At 72.2% G+C, this 15522-nt stretch carries 11 protein-coding genes; 6 read left to right on the forward strand and 5 right to left on the reverse strand.

The window, feature by feature from the left end; genetic code table 11:
• Positions 1-80 precede the first annotated feature (80 nt).
• The 4 genes from ACIP4Y_RS13525 to ACIP4Y_RS13540 all read left to right on the forward strand — a co-directional run bounded on the left by ACIP4Y_RS13525 (position 81) and on the right by ACIP4Y_RS13540 (position 2836).
• Positions 81-1088, forward strand: coding sequence for an NADP-dependent oxidoreductase (locus ACIP4Y_RS13525; RefSeq protein ID WP_401391978.1), 1008 nt, complete (start codon positions 81-83; stop codon positions 1086-1088).
• Positions 1085-1906 (forward strand): SDR family oxidoreductase, encoded by an 822-nt coding sequence (locus ACIP4Y_RS13530; RefSeq protein ID WP_401391981.1) that lies wholly within the window; start codon positions 1085-1087, stop codon positions 1904-1906. Before ACIP4Y_RS13525 ends, ACIP4Y_RS13530 begins: the two co-directional genes overlap by 4 nt.
• Positions 1907-2039: 133 nt before the next feature.
• On the forward strand, positions 2040-2381 hold the full coding sequence (locus ACIP4Y_RS13535; RefSeq protein ID WP_401391984.1) for an ATP-binding protein: 342 nt from the start codon (positions 2040-2042) through the stop codon (positions 2379-2381).
• On the forward strand, positions 2378-2836 hold the full coding sequence (locus ACIP4Y_RS13540; RefSeq protein WP_401391987.1) for a Fur family transcriptional regulator: 459 nt from the start codon (positions 2378-2380) through the stop codon (positions 2834-2836). The genes ACIP4Y_RS13535 and ACIP4Y_RS13540 overlap by 4 nt, the downstream gene beginning before the upstream one ends.
• Positions 2837-2885: 49 nt before the next feature.
• Here the strand turns inward: ACIP4Y_RS13540 and ACIP4Y_RS13545 are convergent, their stop codons facing one another.
• Genes ACIP4Y_RS13545 through ACIP4Y_RS13555 form a run of 3 tightly spaced genes read right to left on the reverse strand, consistent with a single transcriptional unit; the run spans position 2886 to position 6214 of the window.
• Positions 2886-4157 carry a sugar ABC transporter permease gene (locus ACIP4Y_RS13545; protein ID WP_401391990.1) on the reverse strand — a complete coding sequence of 424 codons (1272 nt, stop codon included), beginning with the start codon at positions 4155-4157 and terminating at the stop codon, positions 2886-2888.
• 5 nt (positions 4158-4162) lie between these two features.
• On the reverse strand, positions 4163-4945 hold the full coding sequence (locus ACIP4Y_RS13550) for an ATP-binding cassette domain-containing protein (RefSeq protein WP_401391993.1): 783 nt from the start codon (positions 4943-4945) through the stop codon (positions 4163-4165).
• Positions 4946-4966: 21 nt separating this feature from the next.
• On the reverse strand, positions 4967-6214 hold the full coding sequence (locus ACIP4Y_RS13555; RefSeq protein ID WP_401391996.1) for a substrate-binding domain-containing protein: 1248 nt from the start codon (positions 6212-6214) through the stop codon (positions 4967-4969).
• A 248-nt stretch (positions 6215-6462) separates the two neighbouring features.
• On the opposite strand from ACIP4Y_RS13555, the gene ACIP4Y_RS13560 reads away from it, so the two are divergent.
• Positions 6463-9021 carry a SpoIIE family protein phosphatase gene (locus tag ACIP4Y_RS13560; protein WP_401391999.1) on the forward strand — a complete coding sequence of 853 codons (2559 nt, stop codon included), beginning with the start codon at positions 6463-6465 and terminating at the stop codon, positions 9019-9021.
• Positions 9018-10106, forward strand: a complete 1089-nt coding sequence (locus tag ACIP4Y_RS13565; RefSeq protein WP_401392002.1) for a substrate-binding domain-containing protein — start codon at positions 9018-9020, stop codon at positions 10104-10106. The genes ACIP4Y_RS13560 and ACIP4Y_RS13565 overlap by 4 nt, the downstream gene beginning before the upstream one ends.
• A 120-nt stretch (positions 10107-10226) precedes the next feature.
• Here ACIP4Y_RS13565 and ACIP4Y_RS13570 read toward each other — a convergent pair whose 3' ends face one another.
• On the reverse strand, positions 10227-11183 hold the full coding sequence (locus ACIP4Y_RS13570) for an alpha/beta fold hydrolase (RefSeq protein WP_401392005.1): 957 nt from the start codon (positions 11181-11183) through the stop codon (positions 10227-10229).
• A gap of 61 nt (positions 11184-11244) precedes the next feature.
• Positions 11245-15444, reverse strand: a complete 4200-nt coding sequence (locus ACIP4Y_RS13575; RefSeq protein ID WP_401392008.1) for a molybdopterin-dependent oxidoreductase — start codon at positions 15442-15444, stop codon at positions 11245-11247.
• Positions 15445-15522 lie beyond the last annotated feature (78 nt).

Raw genomic sequence — 15522 nt, forward strand, 5'->3', positions numbered from 1 at the left:
GGGCCTGTGGGGAATATCACGTGCACCGACGTACCTACTGGTCGGTATGGTCACGGGAGGCCGTACCAACAGGAGGCGTGATGTCCGCGACCAACCGCCAGATCCGTCTGGCAGCCCGCCCCGTGGGCGAAGTGAAGCCCGAAGACTGGGAGCACTGTTCCGAACCGCTCGCGGAACCGGGCCCGGGCCGGTTCGCGGGCCGTACGCGCGTCATCTCCCTCGATCCGGCCATGCGGGGCTGGCTGGACGACCGTCCTTCCTACCTGCCGCCCGTGGGCATCGGAGAGGTGATGCGGGCCGGATCGGTCATCGAGGTCACCGCGTCGAACCACCCCGACTTCCGGCCCGGCGACCATGTGGTCGGCACGTTCGGCGTCCAGGAGTACGTGGTCTCCGACGGCCGGGGCGCCATGAAGATCGACACCTCCCTCGCCCCGCCCTCGACGTACCTCGGAGCGCTGGGCATGCCCGGCATGACCGCCTACTTCGGCCTGCTGGACGTCGGCGCGCTGCAGGACGGCGAGACCGTCGTGGTGTCCGGGGCGGCCGGTGCGGTCGGCACCATCGCGGGGCAGATCGCGAAGGCCAAGGGCTGCCGTGTCGTGGGCATCGCCGGCGGGCCGGAGAAGTGCGCCATGCTCACCGGCGAGCTGGGATTCGACGCGGCGATCGACTACCGGGCCGAGGACGTCAAGAAGGCGCTGCGCGAGCACGTCCCCGACGGCATCGACGTCTACTTCGACAATGTCGGAGGGGACATCCTCGACACCGCCCTCACCCGGCTGGCGATGCACGCGCGCGTCGTGATCTGCGGCGCGATCAGCCAGTACAACAACGCCACGCCGGTCAAGGGCCCCTCCAACTACCTCTCGCTGCTGGTGCGCCGGGCCCGCATGGAGGGCTTCGTCGTCTTCGACTACGCCAAGCAGTACGCCAAGGCCGCCCAGGAGATCTCCGCCTGGATCGGTGCCGGCCGCATCAAGGTCAAGGAACACGTGGTGAAGGGCACCGTCGACGACTTCCCCGCGACCTTGCAGATGCTCTTCCGCGGCGAGAACGTCGGCAAGCTCGTCCTGGAACTGGCGTGAGCGCCGCCGAGGCCCTCGGAAGAGGGCAGACGGAAGGCACCGCGCTCGCGGGCAAGGTGGCGATCGTCACCGGCGCCGCCAGCGGACTGGGCCGTGCCTCGGCGCTGGCCCTGGCGAGGGCGGGCGCGCGCGTGGTCGTCGCCGACCTCGACGCGCAGGGCGGGCGGGAGGTGGCCGACATGGTCGACGGCGACTTCCGCGCCTGTGACGTCTCCGACCTCGACGCCAACCGCGCCCTGGTGCAGTTCACCCAGGAGCGGTACGGCGGGGTGGACATCGCGCTGCTCAACGCGGGGGTGGCGACCGGATGCGGCGTCGGCGAGGACTTCGATCCCGCACGCTACCGCCGGGCCATGGGCGCCAACCTCGACGGCGTGGTCTTCGGTACCCACGCGGTACTGCCCGCGCTGCGGGCGCGTGGCGGAGGATCCATCGTGGCGACCGCTTCCCTGGCGGGTCTGGCGGCGGTGCCGCTCGATCCGCTGTACGCGGCCAACAAGCACGCGGTCGTGGGACTCGCGCGCTCCCTGGGGCCGGCGCTCGCGCCGGAGAACGTGCGCTTCAACGCGGTATGCCCGGGCTTCGCCGAGTCGCGCATCATCGACCACCTGCGCGGCCTGCTCTCCGACCAGGGACTGCCGGTCATCCCGGCCGAGGCCGTCGCGGACACGGTGCTGCGGATCCTCGCCGGCGACGGCACGGGCGAGTGCTGGTTCGTCCAGGCCGGCCGCGAACCGGAGCCGTTCCGCTTCCGCAACGTCCCGGGTCCGGCCAGGCCCGTCGACCCGACGGCCACCGGCACCTTGATTCCGTCATGAACCTCGGGGGGAGCGCTCCCCGGCCCAGCCGCCCCCGGGTCGTTCGCAACCGGGCCCTGGTCCCTGCCGTGGTCGCCGACCGCGGGCGGCCTGGCGCGGAACGCCGGAGCCGGTCCCGGTCGCCGAACTGCTGGTGAGCGAGCTGGTGTGCAACGCGCTGCGGCACGGCGCCGGCCCGCTGCGCCTCACCCTCGAGCGGGCCCCGGTGGTGCGCTGCGCGGTGAGCGACGGTTCGTCGCAGCCGCCGCGCCCCACCGAGGCCGGTCCCGAGGACGAGGGCGGCCGCGGACTGGCACTCGTGGACACGCTGGCCGCACGGTGGGGCTACGAGCGCGGCCTGCCCTCGGGCAAGACCGTGTGGTTCGAACTCCCCGCCGGGGCGGAGGACGCGGTGCGGCGGTGCGACGGCGTCGTGAATCGCCTGGTCACCGGCGAGCGCAAGGGGGAGGCCGAGGGGAGGGGCGAGGCCGCATGACCGAGCCGGCGACCGGCGAGGAGCCGATGGCCCTGGCCGCGGCACGCCTGCGCACGGCAGGCATGCGGGTGACCGTCCAGCGCATGGCCGTGCTGGCGGCCGTATCCGAGGCGGCCGGCCACCTCGACGCCGACGCCCTGCGCCGACGCGCGCAGCGGGTCACGGGCGGCCTCTCCCTGCAGGCCACCTACAACGTGCTGCGCGCCCTCACGGAAGCCGGCCTGGTCCGGTGCACCCAGATCCCCGGTCACCCGGCCCGCTACGAGGTCGAGCACCGCGACAACCACCACCACTTCGTCTGCCTGCACTGCGCCGCCATCCGCGACGTCGAGTGCACGGTGGGCGCGGCCCCCTGCCTGGAACCACGGCTGCCGGCGGAGTACGACGTCCAGGAGGCCGCCGTGACCTTCTGGGGGGTGTGCCCCGACTGCCGGGCTGCCGCCCCGGCAACCTGACGTACCCCTCGACGGGCCGGCCACGACGTGACACCCGGTGGGAGTTGCGTCAAGCGCGTCCGTGGGCCTCCTGGGAGCGGCGGGCCAGGGAGTCGATGACCACCGCGGCGAACAGCACCCCGCCCGTGATGACCAGCTGGACGGCCGTAGGGGTGTCGGTGAGCGCCATGCCCGACGCGATCGACTGGATGACCAGCATGCCGAGCACCGCGGACCAGGTCGTGCCGCGGCCTCCGAACAGGCTGGTGCCGCCGATGACGGCCGCCGCGATGGCGTTGAGCAGCAGGACGCCCGAACCCGAGCCCTGACTCACCGAGGTGATGCGCGAGGCCATGAACAGGCCGCCGACCGCGGCCATGGTGCCGGAGACCGCGAGCACCGTCGTCTGTACCCGCGTCACGCTCAGACTGGCGCGACGGGCCGCCTCGACGCCGCCGCCGAGTGCGTACACCTGCCGTCCGTAGTGCGTGCGCCGCAGCAGGATGTCCAGGCCGGCCACCACCACGAGGAAGATCAGGAGGGCGAGCGGCAGACCCTGGAACCGGTTCAGCACGTACGCCGCGGCGAACGAGATGACCGCAAGTCCCGCCGTACGTGCCGCGATGTCCCGCAGCGAGCGGTGCGGCATACCGGCGGCCTTGCGGCGCCGTCTGTCCAGGTAGGAGGAGAGGAAGACCATGCCCGTGCCGAGTGCCGCCAGACCGTAGGCGGCAGCGGGGTCGGTGAAGTAGGAGCTGGTCAGCTTGGCGACGAGCCCGTTCTCGTCGAGGTTGACGGTGCCGCTCGTGCCGAGGACGGAGAGCATGACGCCGTTCCAGGTGAGCAGCCCGGCGAGGGTGACGACGAACGCCGGCACCCGGGTCCTGGCGTAGGAGAAACCCTGGACGGTTCCCGCCACGGTGCCCGCGAGGACCCCCACGATGAGGGCGAGCCACTCCGGAACGCCGTGGTTCACGTTCAGTACGGCGAAGACCGCCGCCGCGAGGCCGCTGATCGAGCCCACCGACAGGTCGAGCTCACCGAGCAGCAGTACGAAGACGATGCCGACCGCGATCAGCCCCGTGCCCACGATGTCCACGCTCAGGTTGGACAGGTTCCGGGGGGAGAGGAAGTTCGCATTGAGGGACTGGAAGACGATCCAGACCACGGCGAGGACGAGGACGACGGGCAGCGAGCCCAGTTCGCCGGCGCGGAGCCTGTCCCGGAAGACGGCGGCCGACCTCTCCACGGCGCCGGCGGCGGCCCGCGTGCCGTGTGGCCGGCGGGCGCCTGCGGCGGGCGCGGGGGGTTCGGCCCGCGTGTTGTCCGTCATGTCGTGCATCCCGTTCACCACCCCGCCTCGCGGTGGGCCATCCGGCGCGACGCGTTCTCCGTGGCACCGGTGATGGAGGAGATGATCTGCTCCTGGGACGCGGTGTTCACGTCGAAGAAGCCGTTGTTGCGGCCCAGCCGCAGTACGGCGGCCCGGTCCGCGAGGGCCTTCACGTCCCCCAGGTTGTGGCTGATGAGCAGGACCCCGAGGCCGCGGTCCCGCAACCGGTCGACGAGGTCCAGCACCTCGGTCGTCTGCTCGAACCCCAGGGCCGCGGTCGGTTCGTCCAGGAGCAGGATCCTCGGCTCGCCGAGCAGGGAGCGGGCGATGGCGACGGTCTGCCGCTGGCCGCTGGACAGGGAGACGACAGGGCCGCGCAGATCCGGGACGCGCCGGGTCAGCCGTTCCAGCAGCTGCTGGGTGCGGCGCTCCATCTCCACCTCGTCGAGCAGCCCGAACCTGCGGATCTCCCGGCCGAGGAAGAGATTGCCGACGACATCGAGGTTCCCGCACAGCGCGAGGTCCTGGAAGACGGTCGCGATGCCGAGGTCGCGGGCGTCGTGGGGACGCCTGATGTGGACGGGCCGGCCCTCCCACTCGATGGCGCCCTTGTCCGCGGGGGCGACCCCGGAGATCACTTTGACCAGGGTGGACTTGCCGGCGCCGTTGTCGCCCAGCAGGGCGAGGACCTGACCGGCGTGGATCTCCAGCTCGATGTCCGTCAAGACCTCGACGACGCCGAAGCGCTTGCACACGCCGTGCAGCGCCAGCAAGGGGGGAGCCGGCACGAGAACCATCTCCTTCCCGGGAACCGCCGCTCAGGTCAGCCCGGCCCTGGCGCAGGCTGCCGCGAGCTGGGGGGTGCAGATCTGCCGGATCGTGTACATCCCGTCCTTCACGAGGACGTGCTTGATGTCGGCGACGGTCACGGACACCGGGGTGAGCCGCACGGCCGGAACGGCCGTCCCCTCGCTGGTTCTCACCTTGCCCGTGGCGACCTGGTCGAGGCCGGCACCGCGGGCCGCGGCCACGGCCATGGCGCCGCCCGCGGACGCCTCTGGCCCGAACGGCTTGTAGACCGTCATGTACTGATCACCGGCGACGATACGCCGCACGGCTGCGAGTTCGGCGTCCTGCCCGGTGACGGGCGGCAGCGGGCGGACCTTGTTCGCCTTGAGGGCGGAGATGCTGCCGGCCGCGAGACCGTCGTTCGCGGCGTACACCCCGTCGATGTGGCCGGCGCCGAGCGCGGAGATGGCACCGGACATGTTCATGTTCGCGGCCTCCGCACTCCACTGGAGGGTGTCGTACGCTTTGGCGATCTTCACTTTCCCGTTGAGCACGGACAGCGCGCCCTGCTTGAACGACACCGCGTTGGGGTCGCTGGGGTCGCCGTTCATCATGACGATCCGACCGCTGCGCACCTTGTCGCCCATGGCCTTCAGCAGCGCCCTGCCCTGGAGCCTGCCGACCTCCTCGCCGTCGAAGGAGACGTATCCGGAGATCGGGCCCCCGGCGAGGCGGTCGTAGGAGACGACCGGGATACCCGCCGCGTGTGCCTTTCTGACCGAGGCGGCGAGCGCCCTGGCGTCCACGGGCACCAGCAGGATGGCGTCGGCGCCCTCGGTGATCAGCGACTCCATCTGTTCCTGCTGGATCGCCACATCGCCCCTGGCGTTGGCGTGCTCGACCCGGCAGTCGTCGCACAGCTCCTTGATCTTCTTCTCGAGCAGGGGCCTGTCCTGCGTCTCCCACCGAGCGGTGGTGGCGTCCGGCAGCAGCACCCCGATCCTGGGCGGGTCCTTCCCGTCGGAGGTGGTACCGGCCCCGGTGTCGCAGGAGGCGACGGCGAGGGTGGTCGAGGCCACGGCCACGGCCGCGTGGCGCACGAAGGCCCACCGGCTCAGGAAGGAACGGCGGGGCCGGTGCACGGCGTCGAGGCTTTCGCGCGGCGGCCGGCCGGACCGTACAGCGTTGTCCGCCGGGGCGGGGCGCGGCTTCCGCCCGACAAGCCCGGTACCGGCGCCTTCCTCGTCGACCATGACGACACCCGGCTTCCCCACCATGCCATGCGCAGCACCGGGCAGAAATCCGGGAGCCGATGAACGGCCGCGACACCGGCGTCCGACGCCCGCCCGGACCACGTGGTTGTGGCCAGACGACCACCTCGCCAGTCTGACACCGGCTGCGGTGATCCGCGAACCCGGCGGTAGGCGGCATATCGGCCTTCTGTCCCATTAGCTCGTATATGCGATTCTGGTGTGGGGTCTTCGCCCTGTCGGCACCTGGGCCTGGACGGGAGGTAGGTGCGGACATGGAGGTAGGTGCGGACATGCCTCATGACGGCAGCGCCCGGACCGGAGTCGCGCAGTTGCGGGCATCCCAGGCCGGCGCCCTCGGCACCGGTCCGCCGCCCCCTGCGCCAGAAGCCGCCGCGAGTGCTCGTGTCCTGACGTTCGCCGGAGCGGCGCTGGCAGCGGTCTATGTGCCCGGTCCTGGTCCTGGCGCGGAAGCGCTGCACCTCGTGGATGCCGCGGGCAGCGCCACTCCCGAGCGCGGGCTGCCGGAGCGGTTGATCCTGACCGGCGACTCACCCGCGGCCCATGCCTTCCGCACCGGCCGGCCCCTGTGGCTGAAACCCGCGGCACTCTCCTCCTTCTCCGGGGGCGGCCCGACACCCCCGGGCGCGGAGGCGTCGCTCGGCGCACTGCCCCTGGCGGCGGCGGGCAGACGCCTGGGCTGCCTCGTCGTCGTCGGCACCACCGCGGACGGTTTCGACGCCGAGCAGCAGCGCTTCCTGGCGCGGTACGCCGACGCGGTCGCCGGCCTGCTCCAGGCCGGCGACCCGGGTCCCGCGCCGCCGCTGCTGCTGGGCCCCGCCCTGCGCAGTCTGGGCGTCGGCTCTTTCGCCCTGATGCCGGACACCGGCCTCATCGAGGCCGACGAGACCCTGCTCCAGCTGGTCGGCATCGTGCCGCACACCTTCGACGGGAAGGCGGCCACCCTGCTCGGGCACGCCCTGCCGGAGGACATGCCCGGCCTGATGGCAGTCCTGGAGCCGGCCGCCGAGGCGCTCGGCGGCCGGGAGCTGGAGTTCCGGGTGCGCTGCCCCGGCGGCGAGACGCGCTGGCTGAGCCTGCGGTACCGAGCGCTCGCGAGTACCGGCGACCGGCCGGACCGGGTGCTGGGCGTGGTGACGGCGACCTCGGTCCTCCCCCGCAGCAGCGACGACGTCTCCCGGATCCAGTGGCTGACCGCCGCACTCGACGACGCCACCACCGTCGCCGACGTCAGCCGCGTGGTGGTCACCGCGCTCCGGGAGCCGCTCGGCGCCGATCGGGTGGCGCTCGCCGAACTGCAGGACGAGCGGCTCACGGTCACCGTGCTCGATCCGCCGGAGCCCGCCGCCTGGCCGGAGGCGTGGCGCTCCGAGTGGCGTTCGGAGTGGCCCGATCCAGCGGTCGCCGCCCTGCCCACCCTGCAGACGGCACTGCGGGACGGACACATGGGGCTGTGGCCGGCCGGCGCCGCCCTCGAACCGGGTCTCGCGGGCGTCGGCCCCGGAGGTCTGGCCGTCCTGCCGCTGCCCGCCAAGGGCCGGCCCGTCGGCGTGTGCCTCATCGGCTGGGACCAGCCCCACGCGTTCGTGCCCGAGGAGCGGTCCCTGCTGACCGCCACCGCGGCGCTGATCGGGCAGGCCGTCAAACGCGCGCACGCGCACGACGCCGAGCAGGAGCTCGCGACGATGCTCCAGCGCAGCCTGCTGCCCCGGCGTCTGCCCGAACTGTCCGGCGGGACAGCCGTCGCCCGCTACCTGCCCGCCAGGCGGGGGTTGCAGGTGGGCGGCGACTGGTACGACGTCATCGCCCTCTCCGAAGACCGGGTGGCGCTGGTCATCGGTGACGTGCAGGGACACAGCGCCGGAGCAGCGACGATCATGGGGCAGATGCGCACCGCGGTCAGGGCGTACGCGGTGGAGGGCCACCCACCGGACGTGGTCGTCTCGCACGCCAACCGACTCCTCGTCGGTATGGAGACCGACCTGTTCGCCACCTGCTGCTACGCCGAACTGGACATGGAGGAGGGGAACGTCCTGTTCGTCCGGGCCGGACACCTCTCACCGCTGATGCGCCATCCCGACGGCAGCGCCGAGGAGGTGCGGGTCGAGGGCGCGCTGCCGCTCGGGGTCTCCGCGGACGCGGACTTCCCCATGACCGCGGTCGCGCTGGCCCCCGGCACGCTGCTCGCCCTGGTCACCGACGGCCTGGTCGAGGCCGCCGACCTGCCCCTGGACGACGGCATGCAGCGCACCCGCACCGCGCTCGCCGCCGCCGATCCCTCCGATCCGGGACGGGTGGCCGACGAACTGCTGGGCGACGCCGGCCGCCGCGAGGACGACGTGGCCCTGCTGCTGCTCCGCTACGACGGCATGAAGACCCGGCCCATCCGCGCCGGCTGGGCGGTGTGGCGGCTGCCGGACGCCGTCATGCACGCCCGTCGTTTCACCGCGCGCACGCTGCGCCGGTGGCATGTCGAAGAAGTGGCGGACGTGGTCCTGCTGGTCGTCTCCGAACTGGTCACCAACGCCTTGGTGCACACCCAGGGGCCGGTCCACGTCGACCTGGTGCTCCGCGGGGACCGGGTGCGGATCAGTGTGAGCGACTCGTCGCCACGCGCGCCCGCCAAGCCGGTGATCGTGGACTGGGAGTCGACCGGCGGCCGGGGTCTGATGCTGGTCGAAGCGGTGTCGGAGACCTTCGGCTCGGTGCCGGTCGCCAGCGGCAAGCAGGTGTGGAGCGAGATCGTCGTACCGCACCGCGAGCCGTCCGGCCCGGACCCGGGACTCCCGGCGGACCGGGGCGAGCTGCCGTGAACACCCGTTCCCGGCACGTCGTCGCCGCGCTCGTCGCGGGGCTCATGACCGTGCCCGCCGCCGCCTGCGGAGCACACGAGGGGACACGCCCGGACAGTTTCACCGTCGGCCTGCTGCTCCCGGGCCGCGTCCTGCCCCGCTGGGAGCAGTTCGACAAGCCGCTGATCGAGAAGCGGCTGAAGGAACTGTGTCCCCGCTGCGGCATGGAGTACGCCAACGCCGACAACGACCCCACGCGACAGCGGCAACAGATGACCTCCATGATCACCAAAGGGGTCAGGGTCCTGATCCTCGACGCCGCCGACACCAGGGCCCTGCGCTCCTCCATCCAGGAGGCGCACGAGGCGGGCGTCACCGTCGTCGCGTACGACCGGCTCGCCGAGGGTCCGATCTCGGGCTTCGTCAGCTTCGACGGTGCGCAGGTCGGCCGGCTCCAGGCCGAGACCCTCCTCACGGCCATGGGCGACAGGGCGCGCGGCGGGAACGTGGTCATGATGAACGGCGATCCGGCCAGCCCGAACGCGGCCTGGTTCAGGAAGGGCGCGCTGTCCGTCCTCACCGGCAAGGTGAAGATCGGCAGGTCGTACGACACCCAGGGCTGGAGCACGGAGAACGCCCACGCCAACATGTCCGCGGCCATCGCGGCCGTGCGCCCGGAACGGATCGACGGCGTCCTGGCGGCCAACGACGCCATCGCCGCGGGTGTCATCTCCGCCTTCAAGGGTGCCCATGTCCGCGAACTCCCGCCCGTCACCGGCCAGGACGCCGAGCTCGACGCCGTACGACGCATCGTCAAGGGCGAGCAGTACATGACCGTCTACAAACCCTTCCGGGCGGAGGCCGACGCAGTCGCCGCGATGGCCGTCAGCCTGGGACGCGGCGGCGATCCGCGCGACTTCGCCAAGACGGCGATCGACAGCCCCACCACGAAGCACATCCCGTCCGTGCTGCTCACTCCGCGCGCGGTGACCGTCGGCACCATCAGGCAGACGCTCGTGAAGGACAGCGTGTACACCATCGACCAGATCTGCACCCGGGAACTGCGCCCCGCCTGCAGGAAGGCCGGCCTCGGCGCGGACAGCTAGGAACACTGGACCCCGACGGCATCCCCGCCCCGGTGCTCGACTCCCCGCCCGTACGGACCCGTCTGGCCGACCACCGCACCGCGTCGTGGAACACCGGCACCCACGCGGGCCGCCGCCTGGCTAGGCGTGGAGGAAGTCGATGAGTGCCTCGTTGACCTCGTGGGGGCGTTCCTGTTGTGTCCAGTGTCCGCAGCCCGTCAGTTTCAGGGGCGCACGCCACAGGTTGGGCATCAGCTCGGGGAGTTTCGCGATGAGTTCGGGGGTGCCGGGGAAGGCGGGGACGACGTCGCGGTCGCCGTAGACGTACAGGGCGGGCGGGGTGACGACCGCTCCCTGCCAGGGAGCGGTCAGTTCCCAGTTGCGGTCGAGGTTGCGGTACCAGTTGAGCGCCCCGGTGAAGCCCTTGGAGAAGCTCTCGGTGAGCGCGTCCAGGTCCTCCTCGGTGAACCAGTCCGGCAGCACCTCGGCGTCCGGCATGGTCGCGAGCCAGCCCCGCTCCGGGTCGACCAGCGGCTGCTTGCCCGCGCCGGCGTCGGGTGAGTCTCCGGAACCCCAGTAGAAGATCTTCCGCAGAGTGGTGCGCGGGTCCTTGGCGAACTCGGCGTCGGCGACGCCGGGGCGGCTGAAGTAGTTCCAGTAGAAGCGGCCGTCGAACCTCTTGGCCATGGCGGCCAGCGGCGGCTGGGTCCCGCGGAAGGGCGGCGGCACGCTCAGGCCGGCCACCCCGAGCACCATGTCCGGGCGCAGCAGCGCGGTGTGCCAGGCGACCGGCGCGCCCCAGTCGTGCCCGACGACGTACGCCTTCTCCTCGCCGAGGGCGTGGATCAGTCCGACGACGTCACCGACCAGGTGGAGGATGGTGTACGCGTCGACGTTCTCGGGATGGTCGCTCCGGCCGTAGCCGCGCTGGTCGGGGGCGACCACGCGGAACCCGGCGTCGGCCAGCGGGCCGAACTGGTGCTGCCAGGAGTGCCAGGACTCGGGGAAGCCGTGCAGGAGCACCACCAGGGGGCCGCTGCCCTGTTCGGCGATGTGCAGCCGAATGCCGTTCACGTCGACCATGCGATGTTCAACCATGTGCACGAGCGTACGCTCGGTGATCTTCGGACGGCGGTACCGCCCCGGGTCTGTCGCGGTGTCAGTAGACGTCCCGGACGTACCGTTTGTCCGCGGCCAGGCGTCTGACGTACGCGGCGGCTTCGTCGGCGTCCATGCCGCCGTGGTGGACGACGATGTCCCGGAGCGCCTGGTCGACGTCCTTGGCCATGCGTCCCGCGTCGCCGCAGACGTAGAAGTGGGCGCCGTCCCGGAGCCACTGCCACAGGCGGGGGCCGTGCTCGCGCATCCGGTCCTGGACGTAGACCTTGTTGCGCTGGTCGCGGGAGAAGGCGAGGTCGAGACGGTCGAGGTGGCCGGACGCCCGGTACGCCTCCAGCTCCTCGCGGTAGTAGAAGTCGGTGGCCTGGCGCTGTTCGCCGAAGAAGAGCCAGTTGGGGCCGGTGTGGCCGCGGGCCAGGCGGTCTTCGAGGAAGCCGATGAAGGGCGCCACGCCGGTTCCGGGGCCGACCATGATCATGGGAGTGGCGGGGTCGGCGGGCGGGCGGAAGTGCGGTGCGCGCTGCACGAACACCTGGACCGGGCCGTCGTCGGCGCAGTCGGCGAGGTAGGTGGAGCACACGCCCTTGCGGTCCCGGCCCAGGTCGTTGGTGTAGCGGACGACCGAGACGGTGAGGCGGACCTCGCCGGGGTGTGCGAGCGGGCTGGAGGAGATGGAGTACAGCCGGGGCTGGAGGCGCTTGAGCACGCCCGCCCAGTCCGCGGCGGAGGCCCGGACGGGGTACGCGGCGACGACGTCGGCGGCCTGTTTGCCCCAACTCCACTGCGCCAGTGCGTCCTTGTTGTCCGGGCGCAGCAGCCGCTTGAGGTCGTGGCTGCCGGTGCGCTCGGTCACGAACCTGAGCAGGTCGGTGGTGATACGGGCGATGTCCAGTCGGGTGCGCAGTGCCTCCTCGAGCGACAGGGGCGTGCCGTCGCCGAGGTCCACCGGTTCGGCGGGGTCGAGTCCGGTGAGCGCGAGCCATTCGGCGACCAGCCCGGCGCCGTTGGCCGGCCACACGCCGAGTGCGTCACCGGCGTCGTAGGCGAGTTCGCCGCCGCGGGTGTCGAAGGCGAACTGCCGTACCTCCTTCCCGGAACCGGGAAGGCTCAGCAGTCTGTTGCCGATGAGCAGGGTGGCGAACGGTGACGCCTTGGTGTAGCGGGCCGGCGGGGCGGCGACCCGCGGTGTGCCGGCCGAGGTGACGGCGGCCTCGGGTGCGGTCGTCTCGGCCGGGCGCGCGGGAACCGGCTGCCGGCCGACTGCGGTGGCCAGGGCGGTGGCCACCTCGCCGAGCCACTGCCCGGCCGTCTCCTCGAAGTCGGGTTCGCAGTCGGTACGGGGGACGAGACGGGTGGCGCCGAGTGCCGCGAGACGTTCGTCCAGGCGGCGGCCGTGGCCGCAGAAGTCGTCGTAGGCGGAGTCACCGAAGGCGAGGACCGCGTACCGGATGCCCTCCAGCCGGGGTGCGTCCGGCTCGGACAGCGCCTGCCAGAAGCCGGCCCCGTTGTCGGGAGCGTCACCGTCGCCGAAGGTGCTGGTGACCAGGAGGACATCGGCGTCCGTGGCGAGGTGGGCCGGGGTCGCGTCGGCCATGGGCAGCAGCTCGGGGAGCCGGCCCGACTCGGCGAGGTGGGCGGCGGCCTGGGCGGCGAACTCCTCGGCGGTACCGGTCTGCGAGGCCCACAGGACCAGCAGACGCCGGGTGGGTACGGCCGTACCGGCGGCCTGCGCAGCCGGCTGCGCAGGCGCTTCGGTGGCGGCGCGGGAGAACATGCCGGCGAGGACGCCGTCGACCCACAGGGCGCGGTCCGGTGCGAAGGGAGCGCCGGGCGGCAGCACCGGGACGCGCCCGTCGGGCGGCGTCGCGGCGAGGCCGGACAGGAAGCCCGAGAGGTAGCGGCGCTCCGGCTCCGCCAGCGGCGACGGGGCGAGGTCGGTGATGCCGAAGACCGCGGCGAGCGTCCGGACGGGGGAGTCCGCCGGTGCGGTGGCCGCGGCGACCGCTACCGGCACGGGCTCGCGCCGGGCGTCGGGGCGGCCCGCCGGGACGGGGGCGGCCGTCCTCGCGAGGGCGACGGCGCAGACCTTCAGCTCGGGCTGGAAGGACAGCGGGTCGACGGCGTCGTTGGTGACGGCGTTGACGCTCAGGTACTCGCCGAACAGGTCGTTCCAGTGGAACGGCGCGAAGCAGGTGCCCGGCTGGACGCGGTCGGTGACCACGGCGGGCAGTACGGCACGCCCGCGGCGGGAGGCGACCTCCAGGTGGTCGCCCTCGGCCACGCCCAGCGCCCGGGCGTCCTCGGGGTGGACCTCCACGAACGGTCCGGGGCTGAGCTTGGTCAGCTTGGCGACCTTCCCGGTCTTGGTCATCGTGTGCCACTGGTGCTGGAGACGACCGGTGTTGAGGACGAACGGGTAGTCGTCGTCGGGGAGTTCGGCGGCCGGCAGGTGCGGGCGGGCGAAGAACCGGGCACGTCCGCTCGCGGTGGGGAAGGCCAGGCGGGGCCGGGTGCCGTCCTCGCGTTCGCGCAGGGTCTGGCTGACGCCGTCGTTGAGGTAGCGGATCGGGTTGCGGTCCGGGCCGTCGGCGTCCGGTGCCGGCCACTGGACGGGGGCGGCGCGCAGCCGGTCGTACGTCACACCGCGCAGGTCCCAGCCGGTCGCGGGGTTCCAGGCCCGCTTGAGTTCCTCGAAAACCTCCTCGGCACAGGCGTAGGTGAAGCCGTCGGCGAAACCCATCGCACAGGCCACCCGGGCGATCAGCTGCCAGTCGGGCAGCGCCTGGCCCGGCGGGTCGACGACCCCCTGGACCAGGGTGAGGTTCCGCTCGGAGTTGACCATCACGCCGTCGGACTCCGCCCACAGGGTCGCGGGCAGCACGACATCGGCGTACGCGTTGGTCTCGGTCTCGGCGAACACGTCCTGCGTGACGACGAGTTCGGCGGCCTCCAGGCCGGCGATGACGGTCCTGCGGTTGGCGACCGAGGCGACCGGGTTGGTGCAGATGATCCAGCACGCCTTGATGTCGCCCGCGGCCATCCGTTCGAACATCTCCACCGTGCCGCGCCCCGCCCCGGTCCGCAGGGTGCCCTCGGGTATGTCCCACAGCTTCTCCACGAAGGCGCGGTCGGCGTCGACCAGGACCGAGCGCTGGCCGGGCAGACCGGGGCCCATGTAGCCCATCTCCCGGCCGCCCATGGCGTTGGGCTGGCCGGTCAGCGAGAACGGGCCGGAGCCCGGGCGGCACAGGGCGCCGGTGGCCAGGTGCAGGTTGACCAGGGCGTTGGTGTTCCAGGTGCCGTGCGTGGACTGGTTCAGGCCCATGGTCCAGCAGCTCATCCACTCACCGGCCTCGCCGATCCACCGCGCGGCCCGGCGCAGGTCGCTCTCGGGGATGCCGGTGATCTCCGCGACCCTCTCGGGCGGGTAGTCCGCGAGGAAGCCGGGCATCTCCTCCCAGCCCTCGGTGAACTCGGCGATGAACTCCTCGTCGCTGTGGCCGTTCGCGACCAGCAGGTGCAGCAGGCCGTTCAGCAGGGCGAGGTCGGTGCCGGGCCTGATCTGCAGGAAGAGGTCGGCCTTGTCGGCGGTGGCGGTGCGGCGCGGGTCGACGACGATCAGCTTGGCGCCCGCCGACTTCACGCGGTCCATCAGGCGCAGGAAGAGGATCGGGTGGCAGTCGGCCATGTTGGCGCCGATGACGAAGAACACGTCCGCGTGGTCGAAGTCCTGGTACGAACCGGGCGGGCCGTCCGCGCCCAGCGACAGCTTGTAGCCGGTGCCGGCGGAGGCCATGCACAGCCGTGAGTTCGACTCGATCTGGTTGGTCCGGACGAAGCCCTTGGCCAGCTTGTTCGCCAGGTACTGCGCCTCCAGGGACATCTGCCCGGACACGTAGAACGACAGCGCGTCCGGCCCGTGCTCGTCCAGGATCGCCCGCAGCCGTCCGGCGACCGCCGTGACGGCCTCGTCCACGTCCGTCTCGGCCGGCTGGGCCTCGCGCTCGGCGCGCACCAGGGCCTTCGCCAGCCGTCCGGGAGCGGCCATCATGTCCGCGCTCGTGGCGCCCTTGGTGCACAGGCGGCCGGCGTTCGTGGGGTGCGCCTTGTCACCGGAGGCCTTGGCCGCGATCCGCCTGCCGTCGGCGGGGTCCCGGGTGATGTCGAGGACGATCCCGCAGCCGACACCGCAGTACGAGCAGACCGTGCGGACACTGCCGTCCTTCGAGTCAGCCGCCACCGAACCCCCACCGCCGTGCGTGTACGTTCCAGACCGGCCCGCAGCTGGCGGGCGGCCCCAGGACAAGCACCGTAGGAA

Origin of the sequence: Streptomyces sp. NPDC088810, from assembly GCF_044750305.1 — a bacterium.
Taxonomy (GTDB): Bacteria; Actinomycetota; Actinomycetes; order Streptomycetales; family Streptomycetaceae; genus Streptomyces.